Raw genomic sequence first — 18,606 nt, 5'->3', positions numbered from 1 at the left:
GGAGACAGACCGTTCATGAAGACCAAGACCCGTTTTGCCTCGCTGGCCCTGTCGCTGATGCTTGCCAGCGGCGCTGCCCTGGCGGACCTGAAGATCGGTGTCAGCATGTCCCAGTTCGATGACACCTGGCTGACCTACCTGCGCGAATCCATGGACAAGAAAGCCAAGGCCCTGCCGGACGGCGTCACCTTGCAGTTCGAGGACGCGCGCAGCGACGTGGTCAAGCAACTGAGCCAGGTCGAAAGCTTCATCAGCCAGAAGGTCGATGCGCTCATCGTCAACCCCGTTGACACCGCCGCGACCCAGCGCATTACCAAGGCCGCCGTGGCGGCCGGCATCCCGCTGGTGTACGTCAACCGCCGCCCGGACGATCCGAAGTTGCCGGAAGGGGTGGTCACCGTGGCCTCCGATGACCTGGAAGCCGGGCGCATGCAGATGCAATACCTGGCCGACAAGATGGGCGGCAAGGGCGATATCGTGATCCTGCTGGGCGATCTGGCGAACAACTCCACCACCAACCGCACCAAGGGCGTCAAGGAAGTGCTGGCCAAGTACCCGGGCATCAAGATCGAACAGGAACAGACCGGCACCTGGTCGCGGGACAAAGGCATGACCCTGGTCAACGATTGGCTGACCCAGGGCCGCGACTTCCAGGCCGTGGTGTCCAACAACGACGAGATGGCCATCGGCGCGGCAATGGCGCTCAAGGGCGCTGGCAAAGAGAAGGGCAGCGTCCTGATTGCCGGGGTCGATGGCACGCCGGACGGCTTGAACGCCATCAAGAAAGGCGAGATGGCGGTATCGGTGTTCCAGGACGCCAAGGGCCAGGCTGATGGCTCCATCGACACGGCGGTCAAAATGGCCAAGGGCGAGAAAACGGAATCCGTCGTGGTGCCGTATCGCCTGATCACGCCGGAGAACGTCGATCAGTTCAAGTGACGCCCCACCCGTTCCATCACAACAATAAACGGGCAAGGTCGCCGCGCCGACCTTGCCAAGGGAGTACCTGACCATGTTCGCTTCAGCGACCGCTTCGAGCGCCCCGGCAACAACGTTCCAACCGGGCGCGATACCTGACGAACCGTACCTGTTGGAAGTCATTAACGTCAGCAAGGGATTTCCCGGCGTGGTGGCTCTGTCCGACGTGCAATTGCGGGTACGCCCCGGCTCGGTGCTGGCCCTGATGGGTGAAAACGGCGCAGGCAAATCCACCTTGATGAAGATTATCGCCGGCATCTACCAGCCGGACGCCGGTGAACTGCGCCTGCGCGGCAAGCCGATCACCTTCGACACGCCCCTGGCGGCCTTGCAGGCCGGGATCGCGATGATCCATCAGGAACTGAACCTGATGCCCCACATGAGCATCGCCGAGAACATCTGGATCGGTCGCGAACAGCTCAACGGCCTGCACATGGTCGACCACGGCGAAATGCACCGCTGCACCGCGCGGTTGCTGGAGCGCCTGCGGATCAAGCTCGACCCCGAAGAGCAGGTGGGCAACCTGAGCATCGCCGAGCGGCAGATGGTCGAGATCGCCAAGGCTGTTTCCTACGATTCCGACATCCTGATCATGGACGAACCCACCTCGGCCATCACCGAGACGGAAGTCGCCCACTTGTTCTCGATCATTGCCGACCTCAAGTCCCAAGGTAAGGGCATCATCTATATCACCCACAAAATGAATGAAGTGTTCGCCATCGCCGATGAAGTAGCGGTGTTTCGCGACGGCGCCTACATCGGCCTGCAACGGGCCGACAGCATGGACGGCGACAGCTTGATTTCGATGATGGTGGGGCGTGAACTGAGCCAGCTGTTCCCGGTGCGCGACAAACCCATCGGTGATCTGGTGATGTCGGTACGCGACCTGAGCCTGGACGGCATTTTCAAAGGGGTATCGTTCGACCTGCACGCCGGGGAGATCCTCGGTATCGCCGGTCTTATGGGCTCGGGCCGGACCAACGTCGCCGAGGCGATCTTTGGCGTGACGCCGAGCACCGGTGGCGAAATCCTCCTGGACGGCCAACCGGTGCGCATCACGGACCCGCACATGGCGATCGAGAAGGGCTTCGCGCTGTTGACCGAGGACCGCAAGCTCAGCGGGCTGTTTCCGTGCCTGTCGGTGCTGGAAAACATGGAAATGGCTGTGCTGCCCCATTACGTCGGCAACGGCTTCATCCAGCAGAAGGCCCTGCGTGCGTTGTGTGAAGACATGTGCAAGAAATTGCGGGTCAAGACCCCGTCCCTTGAGCAGTGCATTGATACCTTGTCTGGCGGGAATCAGCAGAAGGCCTTGCTGGCCCGATGGCTGATGACCAACCCGCGGATCCTGATTCTCGACGAGCCGACACGCGGCATCGACGTCGGCGCCAAGGCCGAGATCTACCGGCTCATTTCCTACCTCGCCAGTGAAGGCATGGCGGTCATCATGATTTCTTCGGAACTGCCCGAAGTGCTGGGCATGAGCGACCGGGTCATGGTGATGCACGAAGGCGACCTGATGGGCACCCTCGAGCGCAGCGAAGCGACCCAGGAACGAGTGATGCAACTGGCCTCGGGTTTGTCCTGATGCCCGTCAGTCCGAATAAAAAAGGTGAGTGGCTATGAACGCAATATTGGAAAACAAACCTGCGGCCACACCGGCCCGGACGCGTCGGCGGCTGCCGACGGAACTGAGCATCTTCCTGGTGCTGATCGGCATCGGCCTGGTGTTCGAGATGTTCGGTTGGATCATGCGTGACCAGAGTTTCCTGATGAACTCCCAGCGCCTGGTACTGATGATCCTGCAAGTGTCGATCATTGGCCTGCTGGCCATCGGCGTGACCCAGGTGATCATCACCACCGGCATCGACCTGTCATCCGGCTCGGTGCTGGCGTTGTCGGCGATGATCGCCGCCAGCCTGGCCCAGACTTCGGATTTCGCCCGGGCGGTGTTTCCTTCCTTGACGGACTTGCCGGTGTGGATCCCAGTGATCGCCGGACTGGGCGTTGGCTTGCTGGCCGGGGCGATCAACGGCAGCATCATCGCCATCACCGGTATCCCGCCCTTTATTGCCACCCTCGGCATGATGGTCTCGGCCCGAGGCCTGGCGCGTTATTACACCGAAGGCCAGCCGGTGAGCATGTTGTCCGATTCCTACACCGCCATCGGCCACGGCGCCATGCCGGTGATCATCTTCCTGGTGGTGGCGGTGATCTTCCACATCGCCTTGCGCTACACCAAGTACGGCAAATATACCTACGCCATCGGCGGCAACATGCAGGCGGCGCGCACCTCGGGCATCAACGTCAAGCGTCACTTGGTGATTGTCTACAGCATCGCCGGGTTGCTGGCGGGCCTGGCCGGGGTGGTGGCATCGGCGCGGGCGGCAACCGGACAGGCCGGCATGGGCATGTCTTATGAGCTTGATGCGATTGCCGCAGCGGTGATCGGCGGCACCAGCCTGGCGGGCGGGGTGGGGCGCATCACCGGGACCGTGATCGGTGCGCTGATCCTCGGGGTGATGGCCAGCGGATTCACCTTCGTCGGCGTCGATGCCTATATCCAGGACATCATCAAAGGGCTGATCATTGTCGTCGCGGTGGTTATCGACCAGTACCGCAACAAACGCAAACTCAAGCGCTAGACTCCCGCAGATGCGACAGCGCGCCACGCCTGACCCGCGTGGCGTTGCCATTTGTCTTCTTAATACAGCCATCGCACTGAATTTCTTGTTATAAACGCACTCCGATGACCGCCTTGAGTCTGTCAGACGGCTTTTAAAGGGGTTGTCGGACATTTTCCCTATGTTTTCAGTTGCTGAGCCCACAACTCGGCCTTAGACTGCCGCCCCTCGTAAATTGAGTGCCGGGTGGCGCTTGGAATAGACGGCGCCTTCCCGATGAGCGTGGCAGCTTCGGGTTTCTACGAGAAGTCGCGCAGGCACTGTTTGTACACAGCCTCGTGCGGAACGCTTCATAATTTGCCTTAATGCACGTTTTTTTATAGAGAAATCAATGACAAAGGAAAAGTTGCTGGCCATGCCGGCGGATGACTACATGAATGCCGAGCAGCTGGCTTACTTCACCAAGCTGTTGCAGAACATGAAAGTCGAAACCCACGAGCGCATCGAACAGAACCGAATCGCCATTGAGAGCCTGGACACCCCGGCCGACCCGGCGGACGCCGCTTCCGTGGAAGAAGAGCGCACCTGGTTGGTCAACGCCATCGATCGTGACCAGCGCATGCTTCCGCAACTGGAGCAGGCCCTGGACCGCATCAACGACCAAAGCTTCGGCTGGTGCGACGACAGCGGCGAGCCGATCGGCCTCAAGCGCCTGCTGATCAGCCCGACCACCAAGTACTGCATCGAAGCCCAGGAACGTCACGAACAGATCGACAAGCACCAGCGTCAGGCCTGATCCGCGTTTCGCAAAAAGATCGCAGCCTCCCGTCAGGAGGCTGCGATCTTTTGTTTTCGCGTGTCTGACTGTTTTCGTGGAGCTGACGCAACAACACGACTAATGGACCATGGATAATGGCCCCGTAGTGGCGTTTAATGCGTGCATAACAACGAGAACTATGGGTGGCGAAAATGGCGACAGACGGATCTCTGGCGGGGACGGTGCCGGCCCCGGTATCCGCGGCGCATGGCACGGCGCGCTGGCTTGCGCCGACGTTGCAAAGCGTCGCGCTGGCCTTGCTGCTGTGCGGCATGAGCCTGGGCGGTTGGCCGTTGTACGTGGGCCTGCCCCTGGCGATGCTGGTCGTCTGGCTGCCACGCCTGCGTTCGCGGCTGGCCAGCGCGCCGGTATCGCCGGCGAGTGACAGCCTCGCCGAACTGACCCGCGATCTTTCCTACACCACCAGCCATAACGCGCTGTCTGCCGCAGGCGTTGCCTATTCCGTCAAGCAATTGGCCGGCAAGGTCCAGTCGCAACTCGGCGCTGCGGCGCAGATCGTCAGCAACGCCGAAGCGATGATCGCAACCGAGCAGGCTACCTCGCAGCTCAGCCAGCAGGCCTTGGGCGCGGCCAGCGAGGCCCATCGCAGCAGTGTCGCCGGGCGCAGCGAGCTGGTGGAGTCCATCAGCCGCATGCATCAGCTCAGCCAGCGCGCCAATGACAGCCGCGAGTTGATCGAAGCGCTGAGCGTGCGCAGCGACGAAATCCAGCGCGTGAGCCTGGTGATTCAATCGATCGCCAGCCAGACCAACTTGCTGGCCCTCAATGCCGCCATCGAAGCGGCACGGGCCGGTGAGCATGGCCGCGGTTTCGCGGTGGTGGCCGACGAGGTTCGCGGCCTGGCCGGACGCACGGCTGCGGCAACCGGCGAGGTCGGGGTCATGGTGGCGGACATCCAGCAGCGCACCGCGCAAGTGGTCGAACAGATCCGCCAACTGGCCGGCGACCTGGACAGCGGCGTGCAGCAGGTCGAGCACACTGGCCAGCACCTGGAAAACATTGCCCGGCTCGCCGCCGGTGTCGAAACCCAGGTCAGCGCCATCGCCCAAGGCACGGACACCAACCGTGGGCAACTCGACAGCCTGTTCCATGCCATTGAGCAAATGCGCAGCGACCTGGCGATCAGTGACCAACAGACCCAGCGCCTGGCCGAGGCCGCCATCCAGATGGAAGGCCAGGCCGAAACCATCAGCGAGCGCCTGGCCGAAGTGGGCCTGGACGATTATCACCAGCGGGTCTACGATCTGGCGCGCGAAGGGGCGAGCCGGATTGCTGCGCAGTTCGAAGCGGACATCGACCAGGGTCGCATCAGTCTGGACGACCTGTTCGACCGGAGCTACCAGCCCATCCCCAAGACCCATCCGGCCAAGTTCCAGACGCGTTTCGACCGCTACACCGATCAGGTACTGCCGGCCATCCAGGAACCGCTACTTGCCCGGCATGAAGGCCTGGTGTTTGCAATCGCCTGTACCCAGCAAGGCTACGTGCCGACCCACAACAACGCCTTCTGCCAGCCATTGACTGGCGATCCTCAGGTAGACACCCTGAACAACCGCACCAAGCGCAAGTTTTCCGATCGTACCGGGATTCGCTGCGGCAGCCACCAGCAGCCGGTGCTGCTGCAAACCTACACGCGCGACACCGGGGAGCTGATGCATGACCTTTCGGTGCCGATCATGCTCAAGGGTCGTCACTGGGGTGGGTTGCGGTTGGGCTACAAGCCCGAGAAGGCGCGCTGAGTCTCAACGCAACCTGTGCGCCGAGCTCTTGTGGCGAGGGAGCTTGCTCCCGCTGGCCTGCGAAGCGGGCCCAATAAGGCCGGCGACTGCTGCGCAGCCGAGTGGGAGCAAGCTCCCTCGCCACAAGAGCGGTCTGGCGATACTCTTGGGTTACTTGCCGTCGTGCAAGCGTACATTCAGTTGATCCACCAGCACCGCTTCCTCACCGTCGGCGAGCAGCCATTCCCTGAGAAGATCCTTTTGCTGATCCGACCAGAAATCGGCTTCGACCAGCTTGGTGTCCGGGTCCAACGGGTGTGCCACGATGAACTCGTCGATGTCCTTGCCTTCCGAAGGAAGGCCCAATTGATCAAACAGGGTTTTGAGATCGTGTGATGGTTGTTCCATTTTTGCAGGACTCCTTTGGACTGCCGCCGTCATGGCGCTTCGGTTGCTTCCCTTATCTGAGGGCAAGCGGTCGTCAGGAGTTCGATCGATTTCAAGCTTTCAGTGCACCTTCATCCACCGCAAGCTTCAATGCCTTTGCCGCTTCCCTGGCGGCCTCGGCGGCAATTTCCGTGGTCTTGAACCAGCGATCCTTCTCCACCTGGTGGTAAGTGACAGCGTTGGAGGGTGATTTGGCGCGCATCACAATGACGGCCTGGAACTCGCCTTCGACCTCTCTCGCTTCGCCCCGGATGAAAAAGTCGCCAATATCAAGTTCCGTCACGTCGCGTCTTCCGTTCAAGTCATATTATTGTGCGAAGACCGCCGATAGGCGGCGGTCTTCGCTGGGCCGCCAGTATGGCAGCAGTTGCAGGTTGGCGGCTCAGTTAAGTCATGGACAGGGCGCAGATGAGACAGCAGGGTTCTGTTCCAGGCTTCTGGCCAGATGGCAGGCTTCGTTATGATCGGCTCGGAAACCTCTTACACGTCCAGTCGACGTCTCTTCGATGTGAAAAAAACACTTACCGGCCAGAACGACCCTATATTGCGGCTGGATCAAGGGATTTGCACTGCCTTCGCAGCCATCAGTGGAGGCATGTGCTTGCATAATACGCGAGGTAACGGGGCGGATCAGGGTTGTGAAAGTACCCATGTGAATTCCTTTTCTATGGTTTACCGACGAATTGTAGGTTGTTTCGAGTAGTCTCCACGCCACTGGCTGCTCTAGAATCAGCAGCACCCTGTGGATGTGCTGCCTATCTAAAGCAATTTTTTTTGGTCTCGATGTCAGAAAAATGCTTTTCTAAGTGAGAAATTTCCCTAAAGTTAGTAGTCCCACCTTTTCCGATAATCAGTGTGGTGTTTTCCTTCAGCCCCTGACGATCTCTGGGAAAGACAGCGAGCGTGGCGATCCTTTAGTCTTCTCTCGCCCTGGGTCAGGGTGCGCCGTTCAATTTTGAGTTCAATGACAGGTCCCTTGCGACCGTGCGGGTTCTCTTGGTCCACGCCTGGAGCGTGGCCGTTTAAAAAGATGGGGATGTTTCCTTGGCAGTAAGTAATCTCGACATGCATGCGTTATTTGTTCTGGGTGACCTGCGGGCAAAACTGGTCAAGCAATTCCAGTCACGATTTGTCTACGTTACCGAGCAGACCGCCGAAGGTATTTACATTGCCGAAATCGATACCGAATCGGCGCTGGTGGTGGATGACAAGCCCAGGCTCGAGCTCAAGGTTGGCGACCATTTTCGCGCGGCGGTGTTGCCAAGTCGCGAGGGTGGGAAGTTTGAAATCAAGTTTCGTGAGATCAAGTTGACAGTCTATGGCCTGGGTGACTACGCGTTCGTCACGACAGCAGACGGTCATGCGATCCTGTTCAAGGAAGGCCACAGCGTGGTGACGGTGTTCGCGGCCAACGAACAGCTGCAGGAAGGCTTGACCAAGACTCTGAAAGCGGTCACTGCGAAGGCCGCCAAATGGCGCAAGGGTGAACTCGTGACATTCAAGGCCAGCGAATAGAAAGTGCACCGCAGCTAAGTAAACGGACGCATCGGTTTGAGTCGCTCTCGGACTTTGCGCGTTGATAACAGTTTTTACACGGCGCGTACTGGAACCTTGGCTACAGTCAATTGACTGAACTATTCACAGGCTTGCGCTTGGTTCGCAACGCCGTTCGGTCACTGCTGTATCTGGCATGAGGTATCAAGCATGAAACGCGTTCGACAGTGGCTGGCTGCCTGGGCCACCCTCGCTGCATTGGTTTCGCCACTCCCGTCATCAGCCGCATCGGCGCCGATCCATTTCGCCGACCTGAACTGGGAAAGCGGCAGCCTGATCACCGACATCCTTCGGGTCATCGTCGAAAAGGGCTATGGGCTGCCGACCGATACGTTACCCGGCACTACCATTACCTTGGAAACCGCCCTGGCCAATAACGACATCCAAGTGATCGGCGAGGAGTGGGCGGGACGCAGCCCGGTGTGGGTCAAGGCCGAGGCTGAGGGCAAGGTGGTCGCCCTGGGCGATACCGTCAAGGGTGCGACCGAAGGTTGGTGGGTGCCGGAATACGTCATCAAGGGTGACCCGGCCAAGGGCATCAAGGCGTTGGCGCCGGACCTGCGCAGCGTCGAGGACTTGGCGCGCTACAAGCATGTGTTCGAGGACCCGGAGAGCCCCGACAAGGGACGTTTCCTCAACAGCCCCATCGGCTGGACGTCCGAAGTGGTCAATAAACAGAAGCTCAAGGCTTACGGTCTTTCCGACAGCTATGTCAATTTTCGCAGCGGCTCCGGAGCAGCGCTCGATGCGGAAATCACTTCCTCGATCCGTCGTGGCAAGCCCGTCCTGTTTTATTACTGGTCGCCGACGCCGTTGCTCGGACGTTTCAAGCTGGTGCAACTGCAAGAGCCGCCGTTCGATGCTGAGGCCTGGAAAACCCTGACCGACGCCGACAACCCCAATCCGAAGCCAACCCGGTCCTTGGCGTCGAAACTGTCGATTGGCGTGTCCGTGCCGTTCCAGAAACAACATCCCGACATCGCCGAGTTCTTCAGCAAGGTCGACTTGCCCATCGAGCCACTGAACAAGGCCCTCGCCGACATGAGCGAGAAACGCACCCCTTCACGTGAAGCGGCCGAAGCGTTCCTCAAGGCTCACCCTCAGGTCTGGCAGGCATGGTTGCCCAAGGACGTAGCCGACAAGGTTTCCGCCGCCCTGTAGCGCGCTCGATGCCAGCCAGTAGAACAGTTGATCCTGGGCAAGGCGTCATTCGCTGGAAACTGGCAACCTGCGCCCGTCCAGCGAAATGCCGAATTCCAGCTAGGATGATTGTTCAACCTTATTCAGGAGGCTGGCGAATGACGCTTTTAGTGGCTCGGTCGCTGGTCGCAGTGTTTGCGACCATCAGCTTGATTCATATGTATTGGGCCCTCGGTGGCCGATGGGCGGCTTCGGCGGTGGTGCCGCAGGTTCCGGTGAAGCAGGGCGGCACACTGCGGCCGGCATTCAACCCATCGGGATGGCTGACGTTGTTGGTGGCCATCGCGCTGCTGATGATTGCGCTGCTGGTGTGCCTGCGGGTCGGCTTGCTCGCGCCGCCCGTCACCCACCGGGCTCTGCAGTGGCTGATCAGCGCGATTGCCTTGGTGATGTTCGCCCGCGCCATCGGCGAGTCGAACCTGATGGGCTTCTTCAAGGAGGTCAAGGGCTCGACGTTCGCCCGGCTCGACACCTGGGTCTACTCGCCGTTGTGTGTCGTGTTAGGGGCGGGGTTGTTGACGGTGGCGTGGGCTTGAACCACGAATGCCGTTGTGGCGAGGGAGCTTGCTCCCGCTGGAGGGCGCAGCCCTCCCAGAAAAATTGAACACAATCAGCCTGACACACCAAGGTGGCAGGCCTTGGGGCTGCTGCGCAGCCCAGCGGGAGCAAGCTCCCTCGCCACAAAAGCTGTACCAGCTCGAAATGTCTGTCAGTCGGTCCGGCGACTGCTTACCTCCGCCGGCACGTCGTCCCCCGCCATGCGCTTGCGGAACAAGGCCGCCCGGGCCAGCAGCAACGTGGTCACCGGCACCGTGATGGACAGCAGGATCGGGATCAACCAGGCATGCAGCACTGGCCCGGACTTGAGGGCCGAAAAATAGATGATCGAGGCCAGCGCCACGCACCAGGCACCCAGCGTCGAAGCCAGGGCAGGCGGGTGCATGCGCTGGAAGTAATCTTTCAAGCGCACCAGCCCGATTGCCCCGACCAGGGCGAACAGGCTGCTCGACACCAACAGGATCGCCACGGCGATTTCCACCCACATCGGCAATTGGCCCATCATTCGATCACCTCGCCACGCAACAGGAACTTGGCCAGGGCAAACGAGCCGACAAAGCCGAACAGGGCGATCAGTAGCGCTGCCTCGAAATAGGTGTCGCTGGCATATCGAATGCCCAGCACCAGCATCATCAGCATCGCAACGATGTACAGATAGTCGAGGGCCAGGACCCGGTCCTGTGCCGAGGGGCCCTTGAACAGGCGCACCAGAGTCAGGACCATGGTCAGCGAGAACAGGAACAGGCTCAACAGGATCGCATTGGATAGCAGCGGGCTCATTCGAAAATCTCCATCAAGGGACGCTCGTAGGTGGCCTTGAAGTGCGCAATGAATGCCGCTTCGTCCTCCAGATCAAACACGTGCATCAACAGGATGCTGCGGTCCAGCGCCAGCTCCGACCAGACCGTCCCGGGAATCACCGTGGTGATCATCGACAGCACCGCCAGGCCGTTGGCATCGTGCAGATCCAGCGGCACCTTGAGGAACCGCGAGCGAGGTGGACGGCGCCCGGCGTTCAGGACACCCCAGGCGACGGCCACGTTGGACACCAGTACGTCGCGCCCCACCAACAAGAACAGCCGCAGCATCACCCACGGTCGCCGGATGCGGATCGGGCGTGGTCGCAGCGGGCGCATCATCAACGGCGCCAGGAAGCCCAGCGCGGCGCCAAGCAGCACATGACCGGCGCTGAGGGATAGATTCAACGCCAGCCAGAGCAGCCACAGCGCGAGGGACAGCCACGGCGCGGGAAACAGACGCTTCATGGTTGCACCTCGCGCAACCCAGCGCGGGTTTCAGGGTTGGGCACGGCGCGAGTGGCAAGTACCGACATCACGTAATGTTCCGGGTGGTTCAGCACATCGGCGGCGGACTGGGTGTAGCGCAGCAACGGCTCGGCCTTGAAGGTCAAGGCGATCCCCAGGCCCAGCAACAAGATGATCGGCATACATTCGAACGGTCGCAGCAGTGGGGAGGGCCGCTCTTGCGGCGTCCAGAATCGTTGGATGCCCAGGCGTGAAAAAGCAATCAGCGAAGCCAGCCCCGACAGGACCAGCAACGCCAGCAAGCCCCACGCCGCGGGCGACACGGGCACGTCGGCACTCGCGCCGAGCCCCTGTGGATTGAGCAACGCATGGAGCAGACCCAACTTTGCGATGAAGCCTGAAAGCGGCGGCATGCCGATAATCAACAACGCACAGAAGATGAAACTCAAGCCGAGGAAGGCCATCGTCCAGGGAATCACTTGGCCGACCACGGCCTTCTGCTCGTCGTCTAGGTTGATGCCCTTGGGCGGCTGCAGGGATTCCAGTGGGCGCGGAAGGCTGTCGAGGTCATCGTCCAATGGCGTTTCATTGGCCGAGCGTGATCGTTCGATCAACTCGGCCAGCAAGAACAGCGCGCAGAGCGCCAGGGTGGAACTCACCAGATAAAACAGCGCCGCCCCCACGAGGTTGGGCTGGGCAAAGCCGATGGACGACAGCAGGATCCCCGCCGATACCAGGATACTCAGGCTGGCCATGCGCTCCAGGCGCTGGGCCGCGAGAATGGCGATGGCCGCGCAGACGATCGTCGCCATGCCGCCATAGATCAGCCAGTCGGCCCCAAAATACGCCGACGCGCCGGCCTGCCCGGAAAACAGCAAGGTCCACAAGCGCAGGATCGTATAGACGCCCACCTTGGTCATGATCGCAAACAGTGCCGCCACCGGGGCGCTGGCCGCGCTGTAGGCCGGCACCAGCCAGAAGTTCAGCGGCCACATGCCGGCCTTGGCCAGGAACGCCACCGCGAGGATCCCCGCGCCAGCGTGCAGCAGGCCGCGGTCGGCTTCCGGCACCAGGGGCACTTTCAAGGCCAGGTCGGCCATGTTCAATGTCCCGGTGACACCGTAGATCAGGGCCGCGCCAATCAGGAACAGCGACGAAGCCAACAGATTGATGGAGATGTAATGCAGCCCCGACGACACCCGCGCGCGGCCCGAGCCATGCAGCATCAAACCGTAGGAGGCCGCCAGCAAGACTTCGAAAAACACGAACAGGTTGAACAGGTCCGCCGTCAGGAACGCGCCGTAGAGGCCCATGAGCTGGATCTGGAACAAGGCATGGAAACTCGCCCCGGCACGGTCCCATCGGGCCATGGCGAACAGCAGGGCGCACACACCGATGATGCCGGTCAGTACCAGCATCAGGGCTGACAGGCGATCGACCACCAGCACAATGCCGAACGGTGCCTGCCAATTGCCCGGCAGGTACACGCCAATGGACGCGGGCAGTGCCTGGTCCTGGGTCCAGCGCAACAACAGCACGGCGATGCCCAGGCCCAGCAGGCTGGAAAACAGGTTGATCCGCGCCTTGAGCGGACGGTGCTTTTCGCCGAGCATCAGCATCAACGCGGCAGTCAGCAGCGGCAACAGGATGGGCGCGGCGATCAGGTGAGACGTCAGCATCATTCCTTGGGCTCCCGACCGTCCACATGGTCGGTGCCGGTCAGCCCCCGGGACGCGAGCAATACCACGAGGAACAAGGCGGTCATGGCGAAGCTGATCACGATGGCGGTCAGCACCAAGGCCTGGGGCAGTGGGTCGGTGTAATGCAACAGGTCCTGGGGCACGCCGTTCTTGATGATCGGCTCTTTGCCGATGAACAGGCTGCCCATGCTGAAGATGAACAGGTTGACGCCATACGACAGCAGGCACAGGCCCATGACCACTTGGAAGGTCCGCGGTCGCAGCACCAGCCAGACCCCCGAGGCGGCCAGCACGCCGATTGCAATTGCGATGACTTCTTCCATCAGGCGGCTCCTACCGGTTGTGCGACGGGTTTGGGATGCAGGCCCGGTTTGTGCGCGCGCACCGACTGGTGGGCGAGGGCGGTGAGGATCAACAGCGTCGAGCCGACTACCACGGCGTACACGCCAATGTCGAAAAACAGCGCGCTGGCCAGATGAATGTCGCCCAGCAGCGGCAATGTGAGATGCCAGGTGTGGGTGGTGAGGAACGGATAGCCCACCGCCATCGCACCCAGGCCGGTGACGGTGGCGAACAGCAGCCCGGTGCCCATCCAGCGCAGCGGCCGCAGGCTCATTTGCGCCTCGACCCACTGGGTGCCGGCGACCATGTATTGGAGGATGAACGCCACCGACATCACCAGCCCAGCGACAAAGCCGCCACCCGGTTGATTGTGTCCACGCATGAACAAATAGAAAGACACCACCAGCGCGATGGGCAACAACAGGCGCACCAGCACCGAGGGCACCATCATGAAGCCCAGAGCGGTATCGCTGGCGTGGCGCGGGTTGACCAGGTCGGTGACCACGTCCGGGGCCAGCAGGCGTTGTTGCGCCGGCAATTGCATGCTCTCCCTGGGCGGCCGGAACCGCCGCAACAGGGCGAACACCGCGAGGGCCACCGCCGCCAGCACGGTAATTTCCCCCAGGGTATCGAAGCCGCGGAAATCCACCAGCATCACATTCACAACATTGGTGCCACCGCCCTCGGGCAGGGCCCGGCTGAGGTAGAACGAAGAAATGTCATTGGGCGTCTGGCGCGTCAGCATCGCATAGGACAGCAGCGCCATGCCGGCGCCGACGGTGACGGACAGCAGCAAGTCTCGCAGGCGACGGATACGTGCGCGCCGTTCGCTGTTGGGCCGAGGTAGCGCGTCTTCGATCCGTCGGGGCAGCCAGCGCAGCCCCAGCAAGATCAGCACGGTGGTGACCACTTCAACCACCAGTTGCGTCAAGGCCAAGTCCGGAGCCGAGAACCAGACGAAGGTCACACACGTCATCAGGCCACAGACACTGACCATCGTCAGCGCCGCGAGACGGTGATACTTGGCCTGCCAGGCCGCGCCCAAGGCACAGGCGATGGCCAGCAGCCACAGGGTGACAAACACGACGGAGCCGGGGATCTTCGGCCGGTCGCCCCAGACCAGCGTGCTGTGCAGCATCGGAATCAGCCCGGCCAACACCGCCGCCAGTACCAGGAAAAACAGTTGGGCTTGCAGGCGCCGGGTGCTGATCCTGCGCTCCAAGCGTCGGCCTTGGCGCATCATCAGCACCAGGCAGCGTTCGAACAGCCGCTTGCCGCTGAGACGGCCGATCAGCGGCGGGTGCTTGATGTGGCCTCGCTTGAACTGATTGCGCAGCAGCAAGTACAAGACGATGCCCCCCGACATCGCCACCAGGCTCATGATCATCGGCGCGTTCAGGCCGTGCCAGATTGCCAGGCTGTACTCGGGCAGCGGGCCGCCCACCACCGGCAGCGCGGCGGCCGCAAGCAACGAACCGACCACCTGGGCCGGAAAGATCCCCACCAACAGGCAAGTAAATACCAGCAACTCCACCGGCGCGCGCATCCAGCGCGGTGGCTCATGAGGCGTGTGGGGCAGGTCGGTGGCGGTGGGGCCGAAGAATACATCCACAGTAAAACGCAGGGAGTAGGCGACGCTGAACGTCCCGGCGATGGTGGCGATGATGGGCAGCGCCAGCTCGACCCAGGCCGTGGCGGAGATAAACACCGTCTCGGCGAAGAACATTTCCTTGGACAGGAAGCCATTGAGCAGCGGCACCCCGGCCATGGCCGCGCTGGCGACCATGGCCAGGGTCGCGGTGAACGGAATCAGCCGCACCAGGCCGCTGAGCTTGCGAATGTCCCGGGTGCCGCTTTCGTGGTCGATGATCCCGGCGGCCATGAACAGCGACGCCTTGAACGTGGCGTGGTTGAGGATATGGAACACCGCCGCCACGGCCGCCAGCGGACTGTTCAGGCCCAGCAGCAGGGTAATCAGCCCGAGGTGGCTGATGGTGGAATAGGCGAGCAGGCCCTTGAGGTCGTTCTGGAACATCGCGCAGTAGGCGCCCAGCAGCAACGTACAGGCCCCCGCGCCGCCGACAATGTAGAACCATTCTTCGCTGCCCGACAGCGACGGCCACAACCGCGCCAGCAGGAACACCCCGGCCTTGACCATGGTCGCCGAGTGCAGGTACGCCGACACCGGCGTGGGCGCGGCCATGGCGTGGGGAAGCCAGAAGTGAAAAGGAAATTGGGCGCTTTTGCTCAAGGCGCCAATCAGGATCAGCGGCAACAGGATCGGGTAGAGGGCATGTGCACGGATCAGGTCGCCGGCGGCCAGGACCTTGTCCAGTTCATAGCTGCCCACCACATGGCCGAGCAGCATCACCCCGGCCAACAGGCAAAGCCCACCGGCACCGGTGACCATCAACGCCATATAGGCGCCGCGTCGAGCGTCGGCGCGGTGGTGCCAATAGCCGATCAGCAGGAATGAGAACAGGCTGGTCAGTTCCCAGAAAAACACTATCTGGATCAGGTTGCCGGAGATCACCAGCCCGAGCATGGCGCCCATGAACGCCAGGAAAAACGCGAAGAAACGCGGCACCGGATCGTCCGGCGACATGTAGTAGCGGGCGTACAGCGACACCAGCGTGCCGATGCCCAGCACCAGCAAGGAAAACAGCCAGGCAAAGCCGTCCAGGCGCAGCACGAAATCCAGCCCCAGGCTGGGCAACCACTCATAGTGCTCGCGGATCACGCCACCGTCGGCGATCTGCGGGTACAGCAAGGCCACCTGAACGGTGCCGGCCAGGGCCACGAGGCCGGCCAGCAGCGATTCGGCGTTACGGGCGTTATGCGGCAGCAGCGCCGCGACACAGCTGCCGAGGAAAGGCAAAAGCAATAGAACTATCAGTGACATAGGCTTCTATTCGGCGGAAGGTTGTGAGGGATCATACGTGGCGTATTGCGGATCACCAACCGCGAGGGTGTCGCAGAATCCTACAAGGTAGGTGGATTTTTCCGACTTTGCGTCGTTTGGTCAGTGGACACAGTTTGGGCTCAGCACGCGTATTGGAGCACTGGTCTCACTGCTCGCGCTCAAGCCCTTCATCCACCTCGACAACGCCTTTGCTCCGAGTCTTCAACTCACTGACAATCACCGCCGCCACGATCAGCGCCGCGCCGAACAACGCAATCGCCGGCAACCGCTCGCCCGCCAGGCGCCCGGCGATGCCGGCCCATACCGGCTCGCCGGCATAGATCAGCGTGGCGCGGGTCGGCGAGACGCTTTTCTGTGCCCAGTTCATCGCCACCTGGATCGCTGCGCTGGCGGCGCCCAGGCCGACGGCGCTGATCAACAGCAGCCAGGAAAAGTCAGGAATCACTTCCTGGGTCGGCACCACCATCAGGAACGCCAGCACGGCAGTGCTTGCCAGTTGCACCACGGTCACCCGGCGCACATCGACCTGGCCGGCATACGCGCTGATCAGGATGATCTCTGCCGCAATGGCAATGGCGCTGATCAGCGTGGCTATTTCGCCCGGACTGAAGTTCAACGACGCCCCGGCCGGACCGGACACCAGCATCAACCCGGTGAACGCCAGCATGATGCCGATGCTCGGCATCAAGCCCGGTCGACGGCCCAGAACCAGCCATTGCAGCAAGGGTACGAACGGCACGTAAAGCGCGGTGATGAACGCCGATTGGCTGCTACGGATGGTTTGCAGGCCGACGGTCTGCAAGCCATAACCGAGCATGATCGCCACGCCGATGAAACACCCAGCCTTGAGTTCGAACAGCGTCAGGTCCCGCAGATGCCGCCAGGAGAACAGCGCAACGAACGCCGCCGCGGCAGCGAAGCGCAGGCCGACGAAAAACATCGGGCCGCTGACCGTCATGGCGTGCTGCACCAGCAGGAAAGTCCCGCCCCAGATCATGGTGATCAGCACCAGGACGCATTCGGCCTTGCTGAACCTTGAGAAACGGGAGGAAGCTTGCGGGGAGTTCATAGATGCCATGACCTTGCGCGCCACTTGAGGCGGACGCACAATGCGCCCGAACGAATAAGTTGGGCAGTATAATGCGCAACCCCGGCAGATGAGCAATATAGTGCACAAAGAAAGCGGCCAGCGGGCCTCCGTCCTGCAACACGTCAGCCAGAACGTCCGTCGCCTGCGGCACGCCGCGCAGCTCAGCCAGACGGCTTTGGCGCAATTGTCTGGGGTCAGCCGGCGGATGCTGGTCGCCATCGAAGCCGGTGAGAAGAATGTCAGCCTGACCACCCTCGACCGCGTCGCAGAAGCCTTGGACGTGGCCTTCAGCGATCTGATCCAGGCCCCCGACGCCCGCGATCCGAGCCGTATCAACGAGCTGGCCTGGGCCGGCGTGATCCCTGGCAGCAAGGCTGTGTTGCTCGCCAAGGCCACCGCCAGCCGTGAGGTGGAACTCTGGGAATGGCGGCTGGAGCCGGGCGAGCATTACCCTTCAGAGCCCGACGCCGACGGTTGGAGCGAACAACTTTATGTATTCGAAGGCTGCCTGACGCTGCTGTTGGGCAGCGAAGAGCGCCGGATTGGCACCGGTGAGTTTTTCATGTTCGCCAGCAACCAGCCCCATGCCTATCGCAACGATGGTTTGGTGGCGGCGCGGTTTGTGCGCAACGTGGTGATCTGAGTCCGTCACTCGGTTACACACCTGTAAACTCTGACAGTAGACGCGTGTGGGTGGGAGTTCTATTGTCGTGTTGTGGCTGATGAAGTGGTCGGTCGACGGCAAGAAAACTCCATTACACAGAGGTCCCTGAAATGAACGCTAAAGGCGCAATAAGATTTATTCCAGAGTCGGAGTTGTTTCCAAAACCAATAATCAAACAAGCATCCAATGGGACGCTGACCTCCCAATTTCTTGATGACTGTTCGGTTGTTGCTTCCCTCCCTTCAAAAACAAAACTTGAGGGGAAAATCATATGCGCGATGTCTTATGTCGGAGGAATGATGGTTGGGTCAACGGACATCACTGATGAGATGTTGAAAGTTGGATATGCGTTTTGGGAAACGGGGACGGTTGGCCGGCCAGTGCCTTCCGGTACGGAGGTGAGGTTGATCACCAGCATAAGTCAAAAGCATGGAACGACACTCTATTCCGAAATGCAGACGTACAAGGTTACCTAGTTTGAAAGTGAGCTGGCGACTGGGCCGGGTCTCGTCGTGTGGAAGTACGTTATCCGGCCTTGCGTAGAGTCGGCCATGGTCAGTTGTTCATACACGCCAGCAATCGGCCAGATACTTTGCAATGGCGATGTGGCGGCTTAGGTGGCAGGGCAAAGCCAAAAACAGCTATCGCTCTTTTTGGGACTAAAGAAGGCTTTCGAATCATCAGGCAATGGCAGTAAGGTAGCGA

Annotated in this window: 20 protein-coding genes; 10 read left to right on the top strand and 10 right to left on the bottom strand. The window is 61.2% G+C overall.

Translation table 11 applies throughout. The features are described from left to right. Positions 1-15 precede the first annotated feature (15 nt). The 5 genes from J3P95_RS14610 (at position 16) to J3P95_RS14590 (ending at position 6,179) form a co-directional block, all read left to right on the top strand. The gene (locus J3P95_RS14610; protein WP_434557520.1) at positions 16-939 is read left to right on the top strand and encodes a sugar ABC transporter substrate-binding protein; all 924 of its coding nucleotides are present in this window, start codon (positions 16-18) and stop codon (positions 937-939) included. Between the two features lie 73 nt (positions 940-1,012). Beyond that, positions 1,013-2,566, top strand: coding sequence for a sugar ABC transporter ATP-binding protein (locus J3P95_RS14605; RefSeq protein WP_434557519.1), 1,554 nt, complete (start codon positions 1,013-1,015; stop codon positions 2,564-2,566). Between the two features lie 34 nt (positions 2,567-2,600). Beyond that, positions 2,601-3,623: an ABC transporter permease gene (locus J3P95_RS14600; protein WP_186615370.1), complete on the top strand. Its 1,023-nt coding sequence runs from the start codon at positions 2,601-2,603 to the stop codon at positions 3,621-3,623. A 370-nt stretch (positions 3,624-3,993) separates the two neighbouring features. Then, positions 3,994-4,398: a TraR/DksA family transcriptional regulator gene (locus J3P95_RS14595; protein WP_434557518.1), complete on the top strand. Its 405-nt coding sequence runs from the start codon at positions 3,994-3,996 to the stop codon at positions 4,396-4,398. A gap of 173 nt (positions 4,399-4,571) precedes the next feature. Beyond that, positions 4,572-6,179: a methyl-accepting chemotaxis protein gene (locus J3P95_RS14590; protein ID WP_434557517.1), complete on the top strand. Its 1,608-nt coding sequence runs from the start codon at positions 4,572-4,574 to the stop codon at positions 6,177-6,179. A gap of 150 nt (positions 6,180-6,329) precedes the next feature. On the opposite strand, the gene J3P95_RS14585 is transcribed toward J3P95_RS14590, so the two are convergent. From J3P95_RS14585 to J3P95_RS14575, 3 genes are all read right to left on the bottom strand, one after another. Continuing rightward, a complete protein-coding gene (locus tag J3P95_RS14585) occupies positions 6,330-6,566 on the bottom strand; it encodes a DUF2789 family protein (protein ID WP_434580801.1) in 237 nt (78 codons plus the stop codon). A gap of 91 nt (positions 6,567-6,657) precedes the next feature. Next, the gene (locus J3P95_RS14580) at positions 6,658-6,888 is read right to left on the bottom strand and encodes a hypothetical protein (RefSeq protein WP_434557515.1); all 231 of its coding nucleotides are present in this window, start codon (positions 6,886-6,888) and stop codon (positions 6,658-6,660) included. Positions 6,889-6,996: 108 nt separating this feature from the next. Continuing rightward, complete coding sequence (locus J3P95_RS14575) at positions 6,997-7,212, bottom strand: hypothetical protein (RefSeq protein ID WP_434563843.1); 216 nt, start codon at positions 7,210-7,212, stop codon at positions 6,997-6,999. Positions 7,213-7,670: 458 nt separating this feature from the next. Between J3P95_RS14575 and J3P95_RS14570 the strand changes: the two genes are divergently transcribed. The 3 genes from J3P95_RS14570 (at position 7,671) to J3P95_RS14560 (ending at position 9,895) form a co-directional block, all read left to right on the top strand. After that, positions 7,671-8,120 (top strand): hypothetical protein, encoded by a 450-nt coding sequence (locus tag J3P95_RS14570; RefSeq protein WP_186615410.1) that lies wholly within the window; start codon positions 7,671-7,673, stop codon positions 8,118-8,120. Positions 8,121-8,309: 189 nt separating this feature from the next. Further along, on the top strand, positions 8,310-9,320 hold the full coding sequence (locus tag J3P95_RS14565) for an ABC transporter substrate-binding protein (RefSeq protein WP_434580804.1): 1,011 nt from the start codon (positions 8,310-8,312) through the stop codon (positions 9,318-9,320). Positions 9,321-9,457: 137 nt separating this feature from the next. Next, on the top strand, positions 9,458-9,895 hold the full coding sequence (locus J3P95_RS14560) for a DUF3995 domain-containing protein (protein WP_434557513.1): 438 nt from the start codon (positions 9,458-9,460) through the stop codon (positions 9,893-9,895). A 173-nt stretch (positions 9,896-10,068) separates the two neighbouring features. Here J3P95_RS14560 and J3P95_RS14555 read toward each other — a convergent pair whose 3' ends face one another. From J3P95_RS14555 to J3P95_RS14525, 7 genes are all read right to left on the bottom strand, one after another. Next, positions 10,069-10,422, bottom strand: a complete 354-nt coding sequence (locus J3P95_RS14555; protein WP_434557512.1) for a Na+/H+ antiporter subunit G — start codon at positions 10,420-10,422, stop codon at positions 10,069-10,071. Continuing rightward, positions 10,419-10,697 (bottom strand): K+/H+ antiporter subunit F, encoded by a 279-nt coding sequence (locus J3P95_RS14550; RefSeq protein ID WP_186615355.1) that lies wholly within the window; start codon positions 10,695-10,697, stop codon positions 10,419-10,421. Before J3P95_RS14550 ends, J3P95_RS14555 begins: the two co-directional genes overlap by 4 nt. Beyond that, positions 10,694-11,182, bottom strand: coding sequence for a Na+/H+ antiporter subunit E (locus tag J3P95_RS14545; protein ID WP_186640076.1), 489 nt, complete (start codon positions 11,180-11,182; stop codon positions 10,694-10,696). Before J3P95_RS14545 ends, J3P95_RS14550 begins: the two co-directional genes overlap by 4 nt. Further along, on the bottom strand, positions 11,179-12,864 hold the full coding sequence (locus J3P95_RS14540; protein ID WP_434580806.1) for a monovalent cation/H+ antiporter subunit D: 1,686 nt from the start codon (positions 12,862-12,864) through the stop codon (positions 11,179-11,181). Before J3P95_RS14540 ends, J3P95_RS14545 begins: the two co-directional genes overlap by 4 nt. Further along, entirely contained in the window at positions 12,861-13,205 is a 345-nt protein-coding gene (locus tag J3P95_RS14535) for a Na+/H+ antiporter subunit C (RefSeq protein WP_038579788.1), read from the bottom strand. Before J3P95_RS14535 ends, J3P95_RS14540 begins: the two co-directional genes overlap by 4 nt. Then, positions 13,205-16,126: a monovalent cation/H+ antiporter subunit A gene (locus tag J3P95_RS14530; protein ID WP_434580808.1), complete on the bottom strand. Its 2,922-nt coding sequence runs from the start codon at positions 16,124-16,126 to the stop codon at positions 13,205-13,207. Before J3P95_RS14530 ends, J3P95_RS14535 begins: the two co-directional genes overlap by 1 nt. A 166-nt stretch (positions 16,127-16,292) precedes the next feature. After that, entirely contained in the window at positions 16,293-17,216 is a 924-nt protein-coding gene (locus tag J3P95_RS14525) for a DMT family transporter (protein WP_434580810.1), read from the bottom strand. A 100-nt stretch (positions 17,217-17,316) separates the two neighbouring features. Here J3P95_RS14525 and J3P95_RS14520 point away from each other — a divergent pair, with 100 nt between their 5' ends. Both J3P95_RS14520 and J3P95_RS14515 read left to right on the top strand, forming a co-directional pair. After that, positions 17,317-17,880, top strand: a complete 564-nt coding sequence (locus J3P95_RS14520) for a helix-turn-helix domain-containing protein (RefSeq protein ID WP_434580812.1) — start codon at positions 17,317-17,319, stop codon at positions 17,878-17,880. 131 nt (positions 17,881-18,011) lie between these two features. After that, positions 18,012-18,377, top strand: a complete 366-nt coding sequence (locus J3P95_RS14515; RefSeq protein ID WP_434557506.1) for a hypothetical protein — start codon at positions 18,012-18,014, stop codon at positions 18,375-18,377. The last annotated feature ends 229 nt before the right edge of the window (positions 18,378-18,606 follow it).

The organism is Pseudomonas sp. Z5-35 (assembly GCF_051131945.1).
In the GTDB taxonomy this organism is placed as follows: domain Bacteria; phylum Pseudomonadota; class Gammaproteobacteria; order Pseudomonadales; family Pseudomonadaceae; genus Aquipseudomonas; species Aquipseudomonas marvdashtae.
This window is presented reverse-complemented; position numbering and strand designations above follow the sequence as displayed.

Bases quoted from the DNA above. Each gene is read 5' to 3' on its own strand.
- J3P95_RS14610 (WP_434557520.1), top strand. From the start codon at position 16: ATGAAGACCAAGACCCGTTTTGCCTCGCTGGCCCTGTCGCTGATGCTT.
- J3P95_RS14605 (WP_434557519.1), top strand. From the start codon at position 1,013: ATGTTCGCTTCAGCGACCGCTTCGAGCGCCCCGGCAACAACGTTCCAA.
- J3P95_RS14600 (WP_186615370.1), top strand. From the start codon at position 2,601: ATGAACGCAATATTGGAAAACAAACCTGCGGCCACACCGGCCCGGACG.
- J3P95_RS14595 (WP_434557518.1), top strand. From the start codon at position 3,994: ATGACAAAGGAAAAGTTGCTGGCCATGCCGGCGGATGACTACATGAAT.
- J3P95_RS14590 (WP_434557517.1), top strand. From the start codon at position 4,572: ATGGCGACAGACGGATCTCTGGCGGGGACGGTGCCGGCCCCGGTATCC.
- J3P95_RS14585 (WP_434580801.1), bottom strand. From the start codon at position 6,566: ATGGAACAACCATCACACGATCTCAAAACCCTGTTTGATCAATTGGGC.
- J3P95_RS14575 (WP_434563843.1), bottom strand. From the start codon at position 7,212: ATGCAAGCACATGCCTCCACTGATGGCTGCGAAGGCAGTGCAAATCCC.
- J3P95_RS14570 (WP_186615410.1), top strand. From the start codon at position 7,671: ATGCATGCGTTATTTGTTCTGGGTGACCTGCGGGCAAAACTGGTCAAG.
- J3P95_RS14565 (WP_434580804.1), top strand. From the start codon at position 8,310: ATGAAACGCGTTCGACAGTGGCTGGCTGCCTGGGCCACCCTCGCTGCA.
- J3P95_RS14560 (WP_434557513.1), top strand. From the start codon at position 9,458: ATGACGCTTTTAGTGGCTCGGTCGCTGGTCGCAGTGTTTGCGACCATC.
- J3P95_RS14555 (WP_434557512.1), bottom strand. From the start codon at position 10,422: ATGATGGGCCAATTGCCGATGTGGGTGGAAATCGCCGTGGCGATCCTG.
- J3P95_RS14550 (WP_186615355.1), bottom strand. From the start codon at position 10,697: ATGAGCCCGCTGCTATCCAATGCGATCCTGTTGAGCCTGTTCCTGTTC.
- J3P95_RS14545 (WP_186640076.1), bottom strand. From the start codon at position 11,182: ATGAAGCGTCTGTTTCCCGCGCCGTGGCTGTCCCTCGCGCTGTGGCTG.
- J3P95_RS14540 (WP_434580806.1), bottom strand. From the start codon at position 12,864: ATGATGCTGACGTCTCACCTGATCGCCGCGCCCATCCTGTTGCCGCTG.
- J3P95_RS14535 (WP_038579788.1), bottom strand. From the start codon at position 13,205: ATGGAAGAAGTCATCGCAATTGCAATCGGCGTGCTGGCCGCCTCGGGG.
- J3P95_RS14530 (WP_434580808.1), bottom strand. From the start codon at position 16,126: ATGTCACTGATAGTTCTATTGCTTTTGCCTTTCCTCGGCAGCTGTGTC.
- J3P95_RS14525 (WP_434580810.1), bottom strand. From the start codon at position 17,216: ATGAACTCCCCGCAAGCTTCCTCCCGTTTCTCAAGGTTCAGCAAGGCC.
- J3P95_RS14515 (WP_434557506.1), top strand. From the start codon at position 18,012: ATGAACGCTAAAGGCGCAATAAGATTTATTCCAGAGTCGGAGTTGTTT.